Consider the following 20,729-nt stretch of genomic DNA (forward strand, 5'->3'; position numbering starts at 1 on the left):
AACCCCCCACCCCGCCGGAGACACCGACCATGTCTGAGACGACGCTTCCCACCCTGCCCATGCGGCGCACCTCCCTGCTCGACCCGCCCGCCGAATACGCCGTGTTGCGCGAGCAGAGCCTGATCAGCCGTATCGCTCTCTGGGGCGGCAACACGCCCTGGCTGGTGACCCGGCACGAGGATGCTCGTGCCGTTCTGGCCGATGCCCGCTTCAGTTCGTCGAACCGGCGGGAAGGGTTCCCCGGGCTTCAGCCGACCCCGCCGCCTCCCACCCCCGGTCAGCTCTTCGCCATGGACCCGCCCGATCACACGCGGCTGCGTCGCATGCTGATCCCCGACTTCACCTTCCGTCGTGCCGAGGAACTGCGCCCGTCCATCCAGCAGTTGACCGACCGGCTCATCGACGACCTGGTGGCCAAGGGGCCCGACGTCGATCTGGTGGAGCAGTTCACTCTCCCTCTGCCGCTGCTCGTCATCTGCGAACTGCTCGGAGTGCCGTACGCGGACCGGGAGTTCATCCATCGGCACGCCGCCGCGTTCGCCACCGTGACCGACGGGCCCGAGGCGATGCGGGCGGGCTGGGGCGCGCTCTTCGGGTACCTCATGGAACTGCTCGCCGCCAAGACCGCCGACCCCGGCGACGACCTGATCAGTCGGCTCGCGACCGAGCGTGTGGCCACTGGCGAGGCAACTGCCGCCGAGGCGGCCGGACTTGCCGTGATGCTGCTCATCGCGGGTCATGAGACGACGGCGAGCATGCTGTCCCTCGGGGTGGTGACCCTGCTGTCCCACCCTGCCCAACTGGCTGCGCTGCGTGCCGATCCGGAGCTGGTGCCGGGTGCGGTCGAGGAACTCCTGCGCTATCTCACGGTCGTTCACATCGGGATCCGGCGTATCGCCACGGAGGACGTCGAGATCGGCGGCGTCACGGTACGCGCCGGGGAGGGCGTCGTCATCGCGCTCCAGGCCGCCAACCGGGACCCCGACGCCTTCGCCGACCCGGACACCTTCGACATCACCCGGGACACCCAGCACCACCTGACATTCAGCCACGGCCTGCACAACTGCCTCGGCCAGTCCCTCGCCCGCGCCGAACTCCAGATCGCCCTGCCCACCCTCTTCCGCCGCCTCCCGGACCTGCGCCTGACGGCCCCGGCCGAGATGAACGCCCACGAGGGGCGCGCGGTCCACGGCGTACGCACGCTGCCGGTCACCTGGTAGCAGCAGTAACCCGGGTGACGTCAGCCTCGTACGGCAACCTCCAGCCGTACCGCGCACGCCTTGAACTCCGGCATCCGGGAGACCGGGTCGAGGGCCGGATTGGTCAGCGTGTTGGCCCGGCCCTCGCCCGGCCAGTGGAAGGGCATGAAGACGGTGTCGGGGCGGATCGCGGTCGTGATCCGCGCCGGCGCCACCGCCCGCCCGCGCCGCGACACGACGGTGATGGCGTCCCCCTCCGCGGCTCCGAGCCGCGCGGCCAGCCGGGGGTGCAGCTCCACGAACGGCCCGGGCGCGGCGGCGTTCAACTCGTCGACACGCCGCGTCTGGGCCCCGGACTGGTACTGCGCCACGACCCGCCCGGTGGTCAGCAGCACCGGATACTCGGCGTCCGGCTCCTCGGCGATCGGCCGGTACGTGACGGGCACGAACCGGGCCCGCCCGTCCTCGGTCGCGAACCGGTCGAGGAAGAGCCGGGGCGAGCCGGGATGCACCGAGGCCGAAGGCCGGTCGTCGGCGTCCCCCGCGTCCGGGGCGGGTGCGGGGCACGGCCAGAAGACACCGTTCTCCTCGGCGAGCCGCCGGTACGTGATCCCCGAGTAGTCGGCGATCCCGCCCGCGCTGGCCCGGCGCAACTCCTCGAAGACCTCCTCGGGTTCGACCGGGAACCCCTTCTCCACCCCCGCCCGGGCGGCAAGCTGATGCAGGACGTACAGATCGCTCCGCACACCCTCCGGGGGAGTGACGGCCTGCCGGCGCAGCAGCACCCGCCCCTCCAGATTGGTGGTCGTACCGGTCTCCTCGGCCCACTGCGTGACGGGCAGAACGACATCGGCGAGGGCAGCGGTATCCGACAGCACGACATCCGCGACGGCGAGGAAGTCCAGTGATTCCAGGCGCTGTTGGATGTGCCCGGCCCGGGGCGCGGACACCACCGGGTTGGACCCCATCAGCAACAGCGAGCGGATGCTGCTACCGAGCGAGTCGAGGAGTTCGTACGCGCTCAACCCGGGCCCCGGCAACGAGTCCGGGTCGACGCCCCACACGCCGGCCACATGGCGCCGCGCGTCGGGGTCGGTCAGCTTGCGGTAGCCGGGCAGCTGGTCGGCCTTCTGCCCGTGTTCACGCCCGCCCTGCCCGTTGCCCTGCCCGGTCAGACACCCGTATCCGGAGTACGGTCGCCCCGAACGCCCGGTGGCCAGGCACAGGTTGATCCACGCCCCGACGGTGTCCGTCCCCTTGGACTGCTGCTCGGGCCCACGCGCCGTGAGCACCATCGCGGTGGCCGGCTCGCAGAACATCCGTACAGCGTCCCGGAGTTGGGGCACGGGCACCCCGGTGATCCGCTCCACGTACTCGGGCCAGTGGGCCATCGCGGCGGCCCGGGTCTCCTCCCACCCGCTGGTCCGTTCCTCGATGAACGCCTCGTCGGTGCGCCCTTGCGAGACGACGAGATGCAACAGCCCCAGGGCGAGGGCGAGATCGGTGCCGGGGCGCGGTGCGAGATGCAGATCGGCCTGCTCGGCGGTACGGGTCCGACGCGGATCGATGACGATCAACGTCCCCCCGTTCTCCTTGAGTTCGGTGAAGTAGCGGAGGGCGGGCGGCATGGTCTCGGCGAGATTCGACCCGACGAGGATGACGCACCCGGTCTTGGGGATGTCCTCCATGGGGAAGGGCAGCCCCCGGTCGAGCCCAAATGCCTTGTTCCCGGCCGCGGCAGCGGACGACATACAGAAACGCCCGTTGTAGTCGATCTGGGAGGTCCCGAGAACGACCCGGGCGAACTTCCCAAGGGCGTAGGCCTTTTCATTCGTCAGCCCACCCCCGCCGAAGACACCGCACGCGTCCGGGCCATGCTCCGTACGCGTGCGGGTCAGTCCCTCGGCGACGCGGTCCAGCGCGTCTTCCCAGGTCGTGGGTACGAGGACGCCGTCCCGCCGGACGAGCGGCTCGGTCAGCCGCAGCGACGGTGACAGCAGGGCTGGGGCGGTGCGTCCCTTCCCGCACAGTGCGCCACGATTGACGGGGAAGTCGACGCGCTCGGAGACCGTGACGCCCCCGCCTGCTGCCGGCGTGAGGTTCATACCGCACTGCAGGGCGCAGTACGGGCAGTGCGTGGGCGTCACGGAGGTCTCCATACCGCCAGCGTGCGACGCCCGTGTTACACCCCGGAACGCCCCCCGTTACACGCCAGGCACGGGGACCTCCCGGGGCGAGGGCACGGCCGGTGAGGTTTCTTCGCCCCCGCCGCCCCTACCCGTCCCATCCCTGGGGGCTGCCGCCCCCAGACCCCCGCTGTCGGCCTGAACGGCCTCGTCCTCAAACGCCGGACGGGCTGAAATGGCTGGGCTCGCGCTGAAAGATCCAGCCCCGGCCGGCACCATCCAGCCCGTCCGGCGTTTGAGGACAAGGGGGTTCGGGGGCAGTGCCCCCGAGGATGGGACGGGTAGGGGCGGCGGGGGCGAAACAACCCCCACGTTCACCCACCACCCCCCAACGCCCGCTCCACCCCCACCTCCACCGGCCCCAGAAACCGCGGATCAGGCTCGAACACCGCATCCACCGCAGCCTTGCCCGCCGCGAAAATCTCCCGCACCCCGCCGTAGTACCACGTCACATCATGCCGAGCCTCGACCCCGACCCCGTACGACTCCACCCCCGCCGCCTCGCACAACGCCACCGCCCGACGAATGTGAAACCCCTGACTGATCAACACGGCCCGGTCCACCCCGAAGATCTTCTTCGCGCGGACACACGAGTCCCACGTGTCGAACCCGGCATAGTCACTCACGATCCGCCCGTCAGGCACCCCGTGCCGCGTCAGATACCCCCGCATCGCATCCGGCTCGTCATAGTCCTCCCGACTGTTGTCCCCGGTGACGAGCACCACCTTCACCCGCCCCGCCCGATACAGCTCCGCCGCCGCGTCCAACCGGTGCGCGAGATACGGAGACGGCTCCCCGTCCCACAACCCGGCCCCGAAGACGACGGCGACATCGGTACGCGGCGCGTCCGAGACATCACGCAGCCGGTCACCCGTGGCGACGAACATCCACGTGGCCGGCAGCAACGCCACCACGCACCCGAGCATCACGGCCTGCACAAGCCTCCGCTGCCCGGTACGGGTGCGCGGCAGACGGGGTCTGCGGAGTCTCACGGGCGGTCCCTCCAGGTCGGCCTACGACAGTCAGGGACGTGACACGAGGCCCCCCGGTTCACCGCAACGCACGTGACCGGCCTCACTCGCCCGACCGAATACGCAGGTCAAGCCACCTCACAGTGACCCCCAGCCCCACCGTGAACCTGTGGAAAACCACCGATATCTTCGCGCAACGGGGTGGCAACCTCCCCCCGCGACCATCGGTCCATGACGCCGTCGAACCCACCACCCGACGAGTCCACCGCCGCCCCCAGCCCCACAACCGCCCGAAGCCCCAGCCCCGACGCCCACCCGCTCCCGGGGACCCACCTCGACAGTACGGCGCACCTCATGAACCGGATCAGCAGTCAGCTCGCCGGCCAGCTCAGCCTCGTGTCCCTCGACGGCAGGCGGCGCCCCGAGCCGCCCGCGCTCGTCGTCGTGGCCCACGGCAGCCGTGACCCGCGCGCCCTGAGCACCGTACGCACGCTCCTCGACCAGGTCCGCGCCCTGCGCCCCGGCCTGCCGGTCCACCTCGGTCACATCGAGCTGAACGAGCCCCTGCTCCCCGACACGCTCGCCGCCCTCGGCGACCGCGAGGCGATCCTCGTCCCGCTCCTCCTCAGCCGCGGCTACCACGTCAAGCGCGACATCCCCGAGATGGCCGCCGAATCGAGGGTGCACGCGCGCGTGGCCCCCGCCCTGGGCCCGCACCCCCTTCTGGTGGACGCCCTGTACGCCCGCCTGGTCGAGGCGGGCTGGCCCACGCGGACGGACCACGAGACGCGGCGCCAGAGCGCGGTCGTCCTGGCGGCGGCGGGTTCCCGGGATCCCGAGTCCAAGGTCGACACGGGCCGCACGGCCCAGCTCCTCGCCGACCGCCTGGGCGTCCCGGTGGTCCCCGCCTACGCGACGACAGCGGCCCCGACGGTCCCGGACGCCATCAAGGCCCTGGAGGCGAGCGGCCGTACAAGGGTGGCCATCGCCTCCTATTTCACGGCCCCCGGCCGCTTCGCGACAGAGTGCGCGGAAACGGCCCCATGGATCGCCGCGGCCCCCTTGGGCACACACCCCGCGATGGCAAACCTCCTCCTCCACCGCTACGACCAGGCATTGTCAACCCCGCTAAAGGGCGACTCCCCAAGGGGCGCGGGGAACGGCGCGACCAGCCCCCACCGACCCGCACTCGCCGTATAACAGCACCAGGCAGACGAAACGGCGCACCCGGCAGACGAAACGGCGCACCCCCCAGACAGGAACGCGCACCCCGTTTGTCAGTGCCTGCCCGTACTGTCGAGACATGTCGTACGACCTGTCGTCAACCGAACGCTGGGCCCCGGAACCGGACAAGCGCCCCGGCCGAACCGCCTTCCAACGCGACCGCGCCCGAATCCTCCACTCAGCCGCCCTGCGCCGCCTCGCAGGCAAGACCCAGGTCGTCACCCCGGGCACCCGCAGCCACAGCTGGGACGCCAGCCCCCGCACCCGCCTCACCCACTCCCTGGAATGCGCCCAGGTAGGCCGCGAGCTGGGCGCGGCCCTGGGCTGCGACCCAGACCTCGTCGAAGCCGCCTGCCTCGCCCACGACCTGGGTCACCCCCCGTTCGGCCACAACGGGGAACAGGCGCTGAACGAGTTCGCGGAGGACTGCGGCGGCTTCGAGGGCAACGCCCAGTCCCTGAGACTCCTCACCCGCATCGAGCCCAAGCGGTTCACCCCGGAAGGCTCGGTCGGCCTCAACCTCACCCGGGCCGTCCTGGACGCCGCCACCAAGTACCCCTGGCCACGCGGCGCCCACCCCACCGACCCCGGGTCCCCCAAGTTCGGCGTCTACGAGGACGACCGCCCCGTCTTCGACTGGCTCCGCAAGGACGCCCCCGGCACCCGCACCACCTTCGAGGCCCAGGTCATGGACTGGGCCGACGACGTGGCGTACTCGGTGCACGACGTCGAGGACGGCCTGCACGCCGGCCACCTCGACCCGGCCGCCCTGCACGCGGAGCCCGAACGCCGTGCGGTCTTCGAGGTCGCCCTCGGCCGTTACGTGCCCAAGGAAACCGACCCGGCGGAACTGGCGGAAGCCCTCGACCGGCTCCAGAACGAACCGTGGTGGCCGCACGGCTACGACGGCTCGGCCGTCGCCCAGGCCCGTCTGAAGGACGCCACCAGCCAGCTCATCGGCCGCTTCTGCCTCGCCGCCGAGGGCGCCACGCGCGCGGCGTACGGCAGCGGCCCGCTCACCCGGTACACCGCCGAACTCGTCGTACCGCGCGAGACCAGGCTGGAGTGCGCGGTCCTCAAGGCGGTCGCCGACCGGTACGTCATGCAGCGTGCCGAGCAGGAGGTGCTCCGCGCGGACCAGCGGATCGTCGTCGCGGAGCTGGCCGAGGCACTCACCGCCCGCGCCCCGGACGGCCTGGAACCCCAGTTCCGCGCGCTCTTCGACGAGGCCCCCGACGACCGCGCCCGCAAACGCGTGCTCGTCGACCAGATCGCCTCGCTCACGGACGCCGCCGCCCGCTCGCTCAACGAACGCCTGACCGCCTGACACGGCATGCGGGAGAGCGCTCCTCTCCCGCATGCCGTACCGACTACCCGACTACCGAATCACTCCACTACTCCGCCACGACCTCGTCGTGGCCGGGGTGCAGCCCACCGCCGCTGCCGTCGCCGCCCGTGGTGGGCGTGGACACGACCGGCGTGCTCAGCGAGCTGAGGTCATGGGCGTAGGTGCCCACCGCGTTGGCGATGACCCCGATGTTGATGCCGAACGCCTTCATGCTGATGTTGTCCAGGTCGTCGCACGCCGCGTGGTAGCACGCGTCGTACGCCACGCCGGCCGTCCCGCCGAACAGTGCGGCCTGGGCCTCGGTCTTGATGCCCTCGGCGCCGGTGAAGGTGCCGCCCGAGGGGATACCGACCGCGATGAACGGCCCGTAGTCGGAGCGGCCGGAGAAGTCGGTGCCCTGGTGCGGTGTGCGCCTGGAGTCGAGGAACGCGTTGATGTCGCGCTCCAGCTGGGCCGACCCCTCCGGTCCTGGACCCGCGCCCTCGGCGTCCGAGTCGTCGCCGTCGTACACGAACTGGGCGTAGTTCGGCGAGGCGATCATGTCGAAGTTCAGATAGAGCTTGATCTGCGCCCGCTGCTCCTCGGTGAGCCGCGAGACGTACGACTCGGAGCCGACCAGGCCCAGTTCCTCGGCCGACCAGAAGGCGAACTTCACCTTGTTGGGCGGCTGCTTGCCGTACCGCGTGTTCTCGGCGAGTTCCTCGGCGACCTCCAGGATGCCGGCCGAGCCGGAGCCGTTGTCGTTGATGCCGGGGCCCTCGGTGACCGAGTCGAGGTGGGCGCCCAGGAACACCGTGTTGTCCGCGTCGCCGCCGCGGGTCTCCGCGACGACGTTGTTCGTCGTACGGGTCTCGATCAGCTGGCGGACCTCGAAGCCGACCGTGACCTCGCCCGCCGCGACATCGGTGGCGAGTGCCTCGCCCTCGGCCTGGCTGAGGCCGGCGGTCGGGATCCGGCCGCTCGCCGCGTCGCCGAGGGTGCCGGAGAGGACGCCCGCCGTGTTGTTGTAGATGATCGCGCCGACGGCCCCCGCCTCGGAGGCGACGATCTGCTTCTGTGCGAAGGTGCAGCCACCGCGTTTGATCAGCGCGATCTTGCCGGTGAAGGCACCGGCCGCGTAGTCCCCGGCCTCACAGCCGGGAGTGGCGTCCACCGTGGCGGCGGCGAGCGCGGCCGTGATGCCGCCCACCGGCGTCGACTTCGTGTACGTCATCGCCGTGATGCCGAGATCGCGCGGCGCCGGCGAGATCACGGCGGCCTTCTCGGCGAGAGTCTCGATGTAGTCGAAGTCGAAGCTGTCGTACGAGACCTTGTAGCCGGCCTTCTTCAGCACCCGGTAGACGTACTGGGCGGACTTGTCGTGGCCCGGTGTACCGGCCGCGCGGTTGCCGCCGTTGGCGTCGGAGATGGCCTGGAGGGCCTTGAGGTGTTTGTACGCGTCCTTCGCGGACGACTCCTTGACCAGGGTCTTCGCGAGCTTCCTGGCGTCGGCGGCCGGATCGCCGTGGCCGCCGTGGGCGCCGGCCGTTCCGGCGGAGGCGATCAGCAGCGGTGTCGCGAGTGCGGTGGCGGCGATGACCGCCACGGCTCTGCGCGAGTGGGACGATGCCTTGCGTAATACGTTCACAGAGGTCCTTCCCCAGTGGATGTGCGAACGAGGTGGGAGGGACGCTAGCGAGCTACGCGGGTCACGAGAAGGGGTTTTCTGCAACTCGTGTTCGGTTTCGCTGGTTTGGCTCAGTTGTCCCGTGTGCGCGGGACCTCCCGCCCGGCACGCGTGACATGCCCGAATGTGACCCTCCGTGGGTCTGATCGGCCCACTCCCTCTTCCCCCATCACGCTCCGTGCGGGAGGCTCCCATGTGGCGGCATCTTTACGAGGAGGCATCAAGTGGTCGACGCGGATCAGACATTCGTCATCATCGGAGGCGGACTGGCCGGCGCCAAAGCGGCCGAGACGCTCCGGACGGAGGGCTTCACCGGCCGCGTGATACTGATCTGCGACGAACGTGACCACCCGTACGAGCGGCCCCCGCTCTCCAAGGGCTACCTCCTCGGCAAGGAGGAGCGCGACAGCGTCTTCGTCCACGAACCCGCCTGGTACGCGCGCAACGACATCGAACTCCACCTCGGCCAGACCGTCGACGCCATCGACCGTACGGCGAAGACGGTCCGCTTCGGCGACGACGGCACCCTTGTCCACTACGACAAACTGCTCATCGCCACCGGCGCCGAGCCGCGCCGCCTCGACATCCCGGGCACCGGTCTGGCAGGCGTCCACCACCTGCGCCGCCTCGCGCACGCCGAGCGCCTCAAGGGCGTCCTGGCGGCCCTGGGCCGCGACAACGGCCACATCGTGATCGCCGGCGCCGGCTGGATCGGCCTGGAGGTCGCGGCGGCGGCGCGCGAGTACGGCGCCGAGGTGACCGTCGTGGAACCGGAATCGACGCCGCTGCACTCGGTGCTCGGCCCCGAGCTGGGCAACCTCTTCGCCGAGCTGCACCGCGAGCACGGCGTCCGCTTCCACTTCGGCGCCCGGCTCACGGAGATCGTCGGCCAGGACGGCATGGTCCTCGCGGCCCGTACGGACGACGGCGAGGAGCACCCGGCCCACGACGTCCTGGCGGCCATCGGCGCCGCCCCGCGCACGGCACTGGCGGAGGCGGCGGGCCTGACCCTCGCCGAGCGCGCCCACGGCGGCGGCATCGCGGTCGACGAACGCCTGCGCACCTCCGACCCCGACATCTACGCGGCCGGTGACGTGGCCGCCTTCCACCACGCCCTCTTCGACACCAGGCTGCGCGTCGAACACTGGGCCAACGCCCTCAACGGCGGCCCGGCGGCGGCCCGCGCGATGCTGGGCCGCGAGTCGACGTACGACCGCGTGCCGTATTTCTTCTCCGACCAGTACGACATGGGCATGGAGTACTCGGGCTGGGCGCCCCCGGGCTCGTACGACCAGGTGGTGATCCGGGGAGACGCGGGCAAGCGTGAGTTCATCGCCTTCTGGGTGAAGGAGGGCAGGGTGCTGGCCGGGATGAACGTGAACGTGTGGGACGTCACAGAGACCGTCCAGCAGCTCATCCGCTCCCGGTCCCAGGTGGACACGGAGGCCCTCGCGGACCCGCACGTACCGCTGGACAGCCTCGTCCCGTAGCGACGCCGGGGCACGGGACTGTCGGTGGACCCCCGTAGAATCACTGCGTGGCCGGAAGGATCAACGACGAGGACGTGAAGGCGGTTCGGGACGCGGTCCCGATCGACGCCGTGGTGTCCGAGTACCTCCAGCTGCGCAACGCGGGCGGCGGCAACCTCAAGGGCCTGTGCCCCTTCCACGACGAGAAGTCACCGTCCTTCCAGGTCAGCCCGAGCAAGGGACTCTTCCACTGCTTCGGCTGCCAGGAAGGCGGCGACACCATCACGTTCGTGATGAAGGTCGACCACCTCTCCTTCTCCGAGTCGGTCGAGCGACTGGCCGCCCAGGCCGGCATCACCCTGCGCTACGAGGAGGGCGGCTACAACCCGGCCAACCAGCGCGGCGAACGCATCCGGCTGGTGGAGGCCCACAAGATCGCGGCCCAGTGGTACATGGAACAGCTGGCCACGACCTCCGAGGCGGACGCGGGCCGCAAGTTCCTCGCGGAACGCGGCTTCGACCAGTCGGCCGCCGAACACTTCTCCGTCGGCTACAGCCCCCAGGGCTGGGACCACCTCACCCGCTACCTCCGCGGCAAGGGCTTCTCCGACAAGGAACTCGTCCTCTCCGGCCTCTCCCAGGAAGGCCGCCGGGGCCCCATCGACCGCTTCCGGGGCCGTCTGATGTGGCCGATCCGCGACATCGGCGGCGAGGTCGTCGGCTTCGGCGCACGGAAGCTGTACGAGGCGGACACGGGCCCCAAGTACCTGAACACCCCCGACACGGCGATCTACCGCAAGTCCCAGGTCCTGTACGGCATCGACCTCGCCAAGAAGGACATCGCGAAGGCCAGCCGCGCGGTCGTCGTCGAGGGCTACACGGACGTCATGGCCTGCCACCTGGCCGGCGTCACGACGGCGATCGCGACCTGCGGCACGGCCTTCGGCACGGAGCACATCAAGATCCTCCGCAGGCTGTTGATGGACAACGGCTCGGCCCGGGTGATCTTCACCTTCGACGGCGACGCGGCCGGCCAGAAGGCGGCCCTGCGCGCCTTCGAGGACGACCAGAAGTTCGCCGCCGAGACCTACATCGCGATCGCACCCGACGGCATGGACCCCTGCGACCTGCGCCTCGCGAAGGGCGACCAGGCCGTCGCCGACCTCGCCGAACCCCGCACCCCGCTCTTCGAGTTCGCCCTGCGCCAGATCGCCGCCCGCTACGACCTGGAAACCCCGGCGGGCCGCGCGTCGGCGCTGGACGAGGCGGCCCCGATCGTGGCCCGCATCAAGAACAGCGGCGCCCAGCACGAGGTCGCGGTCCAGCTCGCGGGCATGCTCGGCATCCTGGACACCCAGTTCGTGGTCAAGAGGGTGGCGCAGCTGGCCCGTTGGGCCAAGGACCGCGGCGGCAAGGGCCCGGCCCCCGCAGGCGGGCAGCACCAGCAGCAGCCGTACGAGCAGACAACGCGCCCGGGCGGCCCCCCGGGCCCGGCCCTGAACCTCCGCAACCCGGTCTACGCCACGGAACGCGAACTCCTCAAACTGGCCCTCCAGCGCCCGGACCTGGTCTCCCCGGCCTTCGACGCCTACGGCATCGACGAGTTCACGGCCGCCCCCTACGCGGCCGTACGCCAGGCGATCATGGAAGCGGGCGGCGCGGAGTACGGCGTCCAGGACCCCCAGGAGTATCTGGTCCGGGTCCGCGAGGTGGCCCCGGACAACACGGTCCGCTCCATGGTGACGGAGCTGGCGGTGGAGGCGATCATGCGCCGGACGGTCGACGACGTGTACGCCGGCGATGTGCTGGTCACCGTCCGCCGCAGAGCGGTGGGACGCCGTATCCACGAGGTCCAGGGCACCCACGCCCGCCTGACCACCCAGGGGGACCCGGCCCAACTGGCCGCCGTGCAGAACGAGTTGTGGGTGCTCCAGCAGTACGACCTGGCACTCCAGAACCAGGGAGCGGCGGCACTCTGACCGCCACCGCGCCTGCCGTCACTCCCGCCCGTCGAACGTCGGCGTCACCGCCCGTATCAACCGGTCCGTGAACTCCCGCTCCCTGTCCGCGAGTTGCGGGTACTCCATGACGAAGTGATGCCACTCGACGTACCCCACCGCCTCCACCACGTCCGCCAGCCGGATCCGCTCGCAGCCCGGACAGGGCCACTCGCCCGAGATCCGGAACACCTCGTCCAGCAGTTCGTGGGGGAGTGGATACCGCTCGGCCAGGAGCACGGCGTCGTACAGGTCCTTGCCCTGCGCGTACATGTCGTTGATCAGCCACATCAGCTTCCAGGCCAGCGACAGCGCGGGCGTCGCCGCCCACACCGGTGCGCCGCCCGGCAGCTCCACCGGCACCGGCGGCTCGGCGAGCCGCTCGTTGAAGACGAAGTCCAGCTGCACATGGCCGCCGGGCAGCCCCGGCGCGGACCAGGGCAGCACCATACGGCGGCCCGGCACCCGGTCGTAGGTCCAGATGTCCTCGACCACCGCGTCGCGCGCGCAGAACCCCACCTCGCCGTCGCCCCGGGCCTCGGCGGCCGCCGCGATCCCGGCGAGCATCCGCCCCGCACGTGGGTCGTCGATCGACAGGGTGGGCGGTACGACGACGAAGTCCAGGTCACCGGGCTCGCGGGCGGCCTCACCGAACCACGCCGCCATCAGTACGCTCCCGCGCAGCACCAGCGACTCGGCCCACTCGGACCCCGCGACCGCGTCGAGCACCAGCTCCAGCGCCCGGCGCCGCGCGACCCGCCAGTCCTCGCCCCGCGCCGGATCGGCGAAGCCCGGGTCGGCCGCCCGGAAGGCGTTGTCGTGCTGCTTCAGCGCCGGTTCGAAGATCAGCCGCTGCACGACGTCCTCACCCGGCACGGTACGCAGCGTCCGGGGCAGCCCCTGAGCCTCCCGGGTCCTGTCGTCCAGGGTGTCCTTGGGCGCGTCGAGGCCTGCCACGACCCGCCTTCGCCAGGTCCACTTGTTCCTCATCCCCGCACCTCCCGCACCCGCGCCGCAGCCACGACCACGCCTCCGCTGCCCTCGACCCATCCGTCGACCCATCCGTCGATCCATCCGTCGTCGACGGACAGGTCACTGTCGTACAGCACGAACTCCCGCTCCACGCCCACCACTTCCAGCCCACGCAGCTCCGTCAGCAGCTGTTCCAGCACCCGCCCCGCGCCGGCGGCGTCCACTCCCCGGCACCGCTGAGTCACGAACCGCTCGGTCCACCGCCCGCCCCGCGCCACCCGGCGGGCGTTCCACGAAAGATGCGCGCCGTACGGGACGACCCGCGCCGCCAGAGCGTCGAGATCCGCGTCCAAGGGCAGCCGCAGCTTCACGTGATGCTCGAAGTACCGCTCATCCGGGCAGGGTTCACTCGGCACCTCGGGAGCCCACGGCGACGACTCGATCTTGACGCGCACCGGATCGAACCCGCCCGCGCGCAGCCGCGCGGCGACTTCACGCGCCCGCGCCGATTCGTCGGCGTACGACGGGGAACCCGACAGGGTGAGCATCGGCTGGGTCGTCATCCGGCCACGGGCAAGGACGATGTGCGTCAACTTGAGCCCCGCCGCGGTCGCCCAGCGGCCCAGCCGTTCCGCCTCGGCAGCGCTTTCGCAGCGGACGGTGACATGCGTTTCGTAGACGTGAGTCGAGTGGAGTGAACCGGACACGCGCCGATCGTGCCAGGTCGGACCCCGAACAAGCACTCGGATTTGCTGCGACGGTAACCGCGTGGTCACGGACCGGACCCAAAAAGTGGTCGCACGCCCCTCGTGGCGGCGATGTGTCGTACTCCACACTGGGTTCCGGTGCCTGAGTCCTCGGAGCGCGGCCGACCCGTCCACAACGGGTCCGACACCCCCGCGGTTCCGCTCAACGCGTACGGGACGGACAGCGGCGAGGCCGCCCACTCCGCCCCCCGAGTACCGCTGCCGTACGCCTCAGCAGCGATCATCCTGGAGGTCGCCCCCGTGCAGACCCAGACCCTCACCCAGACCGACAGCAGTACCGCGGTCACGGAGCCCGACGCCGAGACCGAGATCGCGGACGTCACCGACGTCATCGCGGCCGTACCTCCGCAGAGCCGTGTCGCGCACCACCCCGAGAGCCCGCCCGAACCGGACGGTCCTTCGGCCGACGCGGTGGACGCGGTCGAGACCGCGGAACCGATCGACCAGATCGAGCCGGCCGAGCAGATCGAGGTGATCGAACCGGTCGAGGTGATCGAGCCGGTTCGTGCCCCCGCCCGCGCCGACACCAGCGGTCCCTCCTCCGACCTGTTCCGCCAGTACCTGCGGGAGATCGGCCGTATCCCGCTGCTCACCGCCGCCGAGGAGGTCGAACTCGCCCGCCGGGTCGAGGCCGGTCTGTTCGCCGAGGAGAAACTGCGTCTCGCCTCCGACCTGGACAGTCAGTTGGCCCTCGACCTGGACAAGCTGGTCGTCATGGGCCGGATGGCCAAGCGCCGGCTGATCGAGGCCAACCTGCGCCTGGTGGTGTCGGTGGCGAAACGGTACGTGGGCCGTGGGCTGACGATGCTCGACCTCGTCCAGGAGGGAAACCTGGGCCTGATCCGCGCGGTCGAGAAGTTCGACTACGCACGCGGCTACAAGTTCTCGACGTACGCGACCTGGTGGATCCGCCAGGCCATGTCCCGCGCCCTCGCCGACCAGGCCCGTACGATCCGTGTCCCCGTACACGTGGTCGAACTGATCAACCGGGTCGTCCGGGTGCAGCGCCGGATGCTCCAGGAGCGAGGCTACGAGCCGACGCCGGAGGAGGTGGCCGCCCACCTGGACCTTCTCCCCGAGCGCGTCAGCGAGGTGCTGCGGCTCGCCCAGGAACCGGTGTCGCTGCACGCACCGGTGGGCGAGGAGGACGACGTCGCGCTGGGCGACCTCATCGAGGACGGCGACGCGGCGTCGCCGGTGGAGTCGGCGGCGTTCCTGCTGCTGCGGGAGCACCTGGAGGCGGTGCTGTCGACGCTGGGGGAGCGGGAGCGAAAGGTCGTTCAGCTCCGGTACGGCCTGGCGGACGGGCGTCCGCGCACGCTGGAGGAGATCGGCCGCATCTTCGGCGTCACACGGGAGCGCATCCGCCAGATCGAGTCCAAGACCCTGAACAAACTGAGGGACCACGCCTTCGCGGACCAACTACGCGGCTACTTGGACTGAGCCCCACTTTCCTCGCCCCCGCCGCCCCTACCCGTTCCCATCCCTCGGGGGCTGCCGCCCCCGAACCCCCGCTACGGCCCTGAAGGGGCCTTGTCCTCAAACGCCGGACGGGCTGGATATCCAGCCCGTCCGGCGTTTGAGGACAAAGGGGGGTCTGGGGGCGCAGCCCCCAGGGATGGGACGGGTAGGGGCGGCGGGGGCGAGAAAACCCCTAATCCACCTCAGCCACCGCCTCCGCGAACTGCGCCTTGTACAGCCGCGCATAAGCCCCGTCCGCCCCCAACAACTCCCCGTGCGCCCCCTGCTCCACGATCGCCCCGTTCTCCATCACCAGAATCGTGTCCGCATCCCGAATCGTCGACAGCCGATGCGCGATCACGAACGACGTCCGCCCATGCGCGAGCTTCGCCATCGCCTTCTGGATCAGCACCTCCGTCCGCGTGTCCACCGAACTCGTCGCCTCGTCCAGCACCAGAATCACCGGATCCGACAGGAACGCCCGCGCGATGGTGATCAACTGCTTCTCACCCGCGCTGACCCCCGTCCCCTCGTCGTCGATCACCGTGTCGTACCCGTCCGGCAACGTCCGGATGAACCGATCCGCGTGCGCCGCCCGCGCCGCCTCCTCGATCTCCCCGCGCGTCACCTCACGCTCCCGCGCGGCCCCGTACGCGATGTTCTCCGCGATGGTCCCGCCGAACAGCCAGGTGTCCTGGAGCACCATCCCTATCCCGGCCCGGAGTTCCTCCCGGGACATGGCCGCGATGTCCACCCCGTCGAGGGTGATCCGGCCGCCGGACACCTCGTAGAACCGCATCAGCAGGTTCACCAGGGTCGTCTTGCCGGCCCCCGTGGGCCCGACGATCGCCACCGTGTGCCCCGGCTCCACCGCCAGCGACAGATCCTCGATCAGCGGCTTCTCCGGGTCGTACCGGAACGACACATGCTCCAGCGCGACCAGCCCCCGCAGCTCCTCCGGCCGCACCCCCGGCACCGGATCGGCCTCCTGCTCCTCCGCGTCCAGCACCTCGAAGACCCGCTCGGCCGAGGCCACCCCGGACTGCACCAGGTTCGCCATCGACGCGACCTGCGTCAGCGGCATCGAGAACTGGCGCGAGTACTGGATGAAAGCCTGCACATCACCGATCGACAACGCGCCCGAAGCGACCCGCAACCCACCCACCACGGCCACCAGCACGTAGTTGAGGTTCGACACGAAGAACATCAGCGGCTGCATGACCCCACTGTTGAACTGGGCCTTGAACCCGGCCTCGTACAACGCGTCGTTCTGCTCCGCGAACTGCTGCGCCGACTCGTCCTGGCGTCCGAACACCTTCACCAGGGTGTGCCCGGTGTACATCTCCTCGATGTGGGCGTTCAGCTTGCCGGTGGTCCGCCACTGCTGCACGAAGTGCGGCTGCGACCGCTTGCCGATGCGCGTGGCGACGTAGAACGACAGCGGTACGGTCACCAGCGCGACCAGTGCCAGCAGCCACGACACCCAGAACATCATCGCCAGTACGCCGACGATCGTCAGCAGCGAGTTGATGAGCTGGCCCAGCGACTGCTGGAGCGTCTGCCCGATGTTGTCGATGTCGTTCGTCGCCCGCGACAGCACCTCGCCGCGCTGGCGCTTGTCGAAGTACGACAGCGGCAGCCGCGACAGCTTCTCCTGGAGGTCCGCGCGCATCCGGGACACGGTCCGGTTGACCGCCCGGTTCACCAGCCGGGTGGCCACCAGCATCAGCAGCCCGGAGAAGAGGAACACCACCAGGGCCAGCCCCAGCACCTCACCCACCGCACCGAAGTCGATGCCCTTGCCCGGGGTGAAGTCCGTACCGGAGAGCATGTCGGCCGCGCCGCCCTCGCCGCGTTCCCGCATCCCGGCGAGAACCTCGGCCTTCGTGCTCCCGCTGTCGAACTGCCGTCCGATGATGCCGGCGAAGACCAGGTCGGTCGCCCGCCCCAGGATCTTCGGGCCCACCACCGACAGGCCCACGCTCACGAACACCGCGAGCAGCATCACGTACATCGTGGCCCGTTCGGGCCTGAACTGGGCGAGGAGTCGTTTGCCCGACTCCTTGAAGTCCAGTGAGTGGTGGTCGGGTCCGGTGCCCGCCATCATGCGCCCCATGGGCCCGGCCATCAGGCGGCCTCCGCTTCCGTGAGCTGGGACAGGACGATCTCGCGGTAGGTCTCGTTGCCCGCCATCAGCTCGTGATGGCGGCCGGTGCCGACGACCCGGCCCTCGTCGAGGACGATGATCCGGTCCGCCTCCCTGATCGTGGACACCCGCTGCGCGACGATCACGACGGTCGCCTCGGCGGTCTCGCGCGCGAGCGCCGTCCGCAGGGCCGCGTCCGTGGCGTAGTCGAGCGCGGAGAACGAGTCGTCGAAGAGGTAGATCTCGGGCCGCTGGACCAGGGTCCGGGCGATGGCGAGCCGTTGTCGCTGGCCGCCCGACACGTTCGTACCGCCCTGCGCGATCGGCGCGTCGAGCCGGCCCTCCAGCCGCTCGACGAACCCCTTGCCCTGCGCCACCTCCAGCGCGCGCCACAGTTCCTCGTCCGTGGCGTCCGGATTTCCGTACCGCAGATTGGTCGCCACGGTCCCCGCGAACAGATACGGCTTCTGCGGCACCAGCCCCACCGTCCGCGCCAGCAGTCTCGGCTCCACGGTCGCCACGTCCACGCCGTCGACGAGCACCTCCCCGTCGGTCGCGTCGAACAGCCGGGGGACCAGCCCCAGCAGCGTCGACTTCCCGCTCCCCGTGGACCCGATCACCGCGGTCACCTCACCGGGCCGCGCCACCAGGTCGACGGCCCGCAGCACCGGCTCCTCGGCGCCCGGATAGCGGAACCCGGCGCCCCGGATCTCCAGATGCCCGTGCCGCCGCAGCTCCACCACCGGGTCGACCGGCGGTACGACACTGGACGACGTACCGAGAACCTCCTGGATGCGCTCGGCGCACACCTCCGCGCGCGGCACCATCATGAACATGAAGGTGGCCATCATCACGGACATGACGATCTGCATCAGATAGGCGAGGAACGCGGTCAGCGCGCCGATCTCCATCCCGCCGCTGTCGATGCGATGCGCGCCGAACCACACCACCGCGATCGACGAGATGTTGACGACGGTCATGACGATCGGGAACATCAGCGCGAGCAGCCGCCCGGTGCCCAGCGACACCTCGGTCAGCTCGTGGTTGGCCTTCCGGAACCGGTCCTTCTCGTACTCGTCCCGTACGAAGGCCCGGATCACCCGGTTGCCGGTGATCTGCTCGCGCAGCACCCGGTTGACGGTGTCGAGCCGCACCTGCATCGACCGGAACATCGGCCGCAGCCGCCGCACGATCAGCGTCACACAGATGCCCAGCACCGGTACGACGGCGATCAGCACGCCCGACAGCGGCACATCCAGGCCCAGCGCGAGCACGATGCCGCCCACGCACATGATCGGCGCCGACGCCATCAGCGTGAACGTCATCAGCACGAGCATCTGCACCTGCTGGACGTCATTGGTCGTACGGGTGATCAGCGAGGGCGCGCCGAACTGTCCGACCTCGCGCGCCGAGAACGACTGCACCCGGTCGAAGACGGCCGTGCGTACGTCCCGGCCGAGCGCCGAGGCCGTACGGGCGCCGTAGTACACGGCACCGATGTTGCAGACGACCTGCACCAGCGAGATGCCGATCATCAGGGAGCCGAGGGCCAGGATGCGGTCCGTGTCGCCCTTGACCACACCGTCGTCGATGATGTCCGCGTTGAGCGTGGGCAGATAGAGGGTGGCGCAGGTCTGAAGGAGCTGGAGCAGCACGAGCAGGCCGATGGGTTTCCTGTACGGCTGTAGGTAAGTGCGGAGAAGTCGTATGAGCACGCTGAATCTCTCGGAGTCGGCGGTTTGTCCGTGACGGACGATGGGGAGTGCCCCACGCCCCCATCGTCGAACACTCCACCCGTGTTACTTCAACCGATTAATCCAACGGCAGGACATTTTTTGGCGGGTCAGCTACGAAACGCCCCGGGATGTGTCTGCTCCCGCACGGACACGTACTGCTGCCGCACCGCCTGCCCCACCGCCAGCTCCTCACCGGGCTCCAGCACCTGCGCGGTGGCCCCCTGCCAGGCCGGCGGGGTACGCGGGTCGAGCGTGCCCTGCGTCACCCCGAGCGCCCAGGCGGCCTGCCGCGCGGCACCGATGGCCGCGTAGTCGGCGGGCTGCGGTACGACGACCTGCGCCCCGAACAGCATCGGCGCCGCGGCCTGTACGGCGGGCAACTCGGCGGCGGACCCGAGCAGGAAGACACGCTGTACGTCCACCCCCCGCCCCCGCAGCACGTCCAAGGCGTCCGCGAGCCCGCACAGCATCCCCTCGAAGGCGGCCCGCGCCAGATGCTCGGCCTTCATGGACTCCCGCCGCAGCCCGGCGAGCGTCCCGGCGGTGTGCGGCAGACTCGGCGTCCGCTCACCCTCCAGATAGGGCAGCATGACCAGCCCATGAGCGCCGGGAGTCGACTTCATCGCAAGATCGGACAGACTCTCCAGATCCCCGAGCCCCAACAACTCGGCGGTCCCGCGCAAGGTCCGTACGGCATTGAGCGTCGTGACGACGGGCAGATGCAGCCCGGTCGCGTCGGCCAGCGAGGTGATCATCCCGGTCGAGTCGAAGAGCGCCTCGGGGTGTACGGCCATCACGGACCCGGAGGCCCCGAGCGACACCACGACATCCCCGAGCCCAAGGCCGAGCCCGAAGGCGGCGGCCATGGTCTCCCCGGTCCCGGCGGAGATGAGCAGCCCCTCGGGCGTCCGGCCGGCGGCGTCGGACGGACCGAGCACCTCGGGCAGCATGGCCTGCCGCCCGAGCGCGAGTTCGACGAGATCACCGCGGTAGGTACCCATGGCGGCGGACCAGTACCCGGTGCCGGAAGCCCCGCCCCGATCGGTGGTCCGGCGCACCGGCCGCCCGAGGAGCTGCCACACCAGCCAGTCATGGGCCTGCATCAGCACGGCGGTCCGCTGGGCGGCCTCCGGCTCGTTGCGGGCCAGCCAGCGCAGCTTGGTCACCGGCTGCGCGGCCTGCGGCACACACCCCACGGCCTGCGCCCACGCCTCCCGCCCACCGAGCGCGTCGATCAGATCGGCCGCCGCGACCTGCGCCCGCTTGTCCCCACCGACCATGGCCGGTCGTACGGTGTTGCCCTGCGCGTCGACCGGCACGAGTGCGTTCTGCTGCGCGGACACCCCGATGCACTCGACGCCTTCGAGCAGCCCCCCGCCGGCGGCCTCACCGAGGGAGAGCAGCCAGGCCTGCGGATCGACATCCGACGGCCGCCCGCCGCCCCCACTCTCGGCGCCTTCCATCGGGTGCGGCGCATAGCCCTGCCGCAGCACGGACCCCGTGTCCGCGTCGCAGACGACGATACGAGTGAAATCGGGCGAACTGTCCAACCCGGCGACTATCCCCATGGCGAAAATTCTGCCGTAC

The 20,729-nt window shown here is 70.4% G+C and carries 14 protein-coding genes; 6 read left to right on the forward strand and 8 right to left on the reverse strand.

From position 1 onward, the window contains the following. Positions 1–29 precede the first annotated feature (29 nt). On the forward strand, positions 30–1,220 hold the full coding sequence (locus OG787_RS34225) for a cytochrome P450 (RefSeq protein ID WP_405537797.1): 1,191 nt from the start codon (positions 30–32) through the stop codon (positions 1,218–1,220). A 20-nt stretch (positions 1,221–1,240) separates the two neighbouring features. Here the strand turns inward: OG787_RS34225 and OG787_RS34230 are convergent, their stop codons facing one another. Further along, positions 1,241–3,358, reverse strand: a complete 2,118-nt coding sequence (locus tag OG787_RS34230; protein ID WP_405537798.1) for a molybdopterin oxidoreductase family protein — start codon at positions 3,356–3,358, stop codon at positions 1,241–1,243. Positions 3,359–3,699: 341 nt separating this feature from the next. Next, a complete protein-coding gene (locus tag OG787_RS34235; RefSeq protein WP_405540672.1) occupies positions 3,700–4,311 on the reverse strand; it encodes a vancomycin high temperature exclusion protein in 612 nt (203 codons plus the stop codon). A gap of 399 nt (positions 4,312–4,710) precedes the next feature. Here OG787_RS34235 and OG787_RS34240 point away from each other — a divergent pair, with 399 nt between their 5' ends. Together OG787_RS34240 and OG787_RS34245 are read left to right on the forward strand one after the other, a co-directional pair. After that, a complete protein-coding gene (locus OG787_RS34240) occupies positions 4,711–5,556 on the forward strand; it encodes a sirohydrochlorin chelatase (protein WP_369034833.1) in 846 nt (281 codons plus the stop codon). Between the two features lie 103 nt (positions 5,557–5,659). Further along, entirely contained in the window at positions 5,660–6,907 is a 1,248-nt protein-coding gene (locus OG787_RS34245) for a deoxyguanosinetriphosphate triphosphohydrolase (protein ID WP_369034764.1), read from the forward strand. A gap of 67 nt (positions 6,908–6,974) precedes the next feature. Here OG787_RS34245 and OG787_RS34250 read toward each other — a convergent pair whose 3' ends face one another. Beyond that, the gene (locus OG787_RS34250) at positions 6,975–8,555 is read right to left on the reverse strand and encodes a M28 family metallopeptidase (RefSeq protein ID WP_405537800.1); all 1,581 of its coding nucleotides are present in this window, start codon (positions 8,553–8,555) and stop codon (positions 6,975–6,977) included. Positions 8,556–8,818: 263 nt separating this feature from the next. Here OG787_RS34250 and OG787_RS34255 point away from each other — a divergent pair, with 263 nt between their 5' ends. Continuing rightward, positions 8,819–10,084 (forward strand): NAD(P)/FAD-dependent oxidoreductase, encoded by a 1,266-nt coding sequence (locus tag OG787_RS34255; RefSeq protein ID WP_405537802.1) that lies wholly within the window; start codon positions 8,819–8,821, stop codon positions 10,082–10,084. Between the two features lie 47 nt (positions 10,085–10,131). Beyond that, positions 10,132–12,042 carry a DNA primase gene (gene dnaG, locus OG787_RS34260; RefSeq protein ID WP_369034767.1) on the forward strand — a complete coding sequence of 637 codons (1,911 nt, stop codon included), beginning with the start codon at positions 10,132–10,134 and terminating at the stop codon, positions 12,040–12,042. Positions 12,043–12,060: 18 nt separating this feature from the next. On the opposite strand, the gene OG787_RS34265 is transcribed toward dnaG, so the two are convergent. Both OG787_RS34265 and OG787_RS34270 read right to left on the reverse strand, forming a co-directional pair. Beyond that, positions 12,061–13,050: a nucleotidyl transferase AbiEii/AbiGii toxin family protein gene (locus tag OG787_RS34265; RefSeq protein WP_369034768.1), complete on the reverse strand. Its 990-nt coding sequence runs from the start codon at positions 13,048–13,050 to the stop codon at positions 12,061–12,063. Then, entirely contained in the window at positions 13,047–13,739 is a 693-nt protein-coding gene (locus OG787_RS34270) for a hypothetical protein (protein WP_405537803.1), read from the reverse strand. The genes OG787_RS34265 and OG787_RS34270 overlap by 4 nt, the downstream gene beginning before the upstream one ends. 138 nt (positions 13,740–13,877) lie before the next feature. On the opposite strand from OG787_RS34270, the gene OG787_RS34275 reads away from it, so the two are divergent. Beyond that, positions 13,878–15,242 (forward strand): RNA polymerase sigma factor, encoded by a 1,365-nt coding sequence (locus OG787_RS34275; RefSeq protein ID WP_369034770.1) that lies wholly within the window; start codon positions 13,878–13,880, stop codon positions 15,240–15,242. A gap of 211 nt (positions 15,243–15,453) precedes the next feature. Here OG787_RS34275 and OG787_RS34280 read toward each other — a convergent pair whose 3' ends face one another. The 3 genes from OG787_RS34280 to OG787_RS34290 all read right to left on the reverse strand — a co-directional run bounded on the left by OG787_RS34280 (position 15,454) and on the right by OG787_RS34290 (position 20,710). After that, positions 15,454–17,388: an ABC transporter ATP-binding protein gene (locus tag OG787_RS34280; RefSeq protein ID WP_369034771.1), complete on the reverse strand. Its 1,935-nt coding sequence runs from the start codon at positions 17,386–17,388 to the stop codon at positions 15,454–15,456. Further along, entirely contained in the window at positions 17,388–19,121 is a 1,734-nt protein-coding gene (locus tag OG787_RS34285) for an ABC transporter ATP-binding protein (protein WP_369034772.1), read from the reverse strand. Before OG787_RS34285 ends, OG787_RS34280 begins: the two co-directional genes overlap by 1 nt. A gap of 128 nt (positions 19,122–19,249) precedes the next feature. Next, on the reverse strand, positions 19,250–20,710 hold the full coding sequence (locus OG787_RS34290) for an FGGY family carbohydrate kinase (protein ID WP_369034773.1): 1,461 nt from the start codon (positions 20,708–20,710) through the stop codon (positions 19,250–19,252). Between the last annotated feature and the right edge of the window lie 19 nt (positions 20,711–20,729).

This window comes from Streptomyces sp. NBC_00075 (assembly GCF_045041225.1).
Lineage (GTDB): Bacteria > Actinomycetota > Actinomycetes > Streptomycetales > Streptomycetaceae > Streptomyces > Streptomyces adonidis.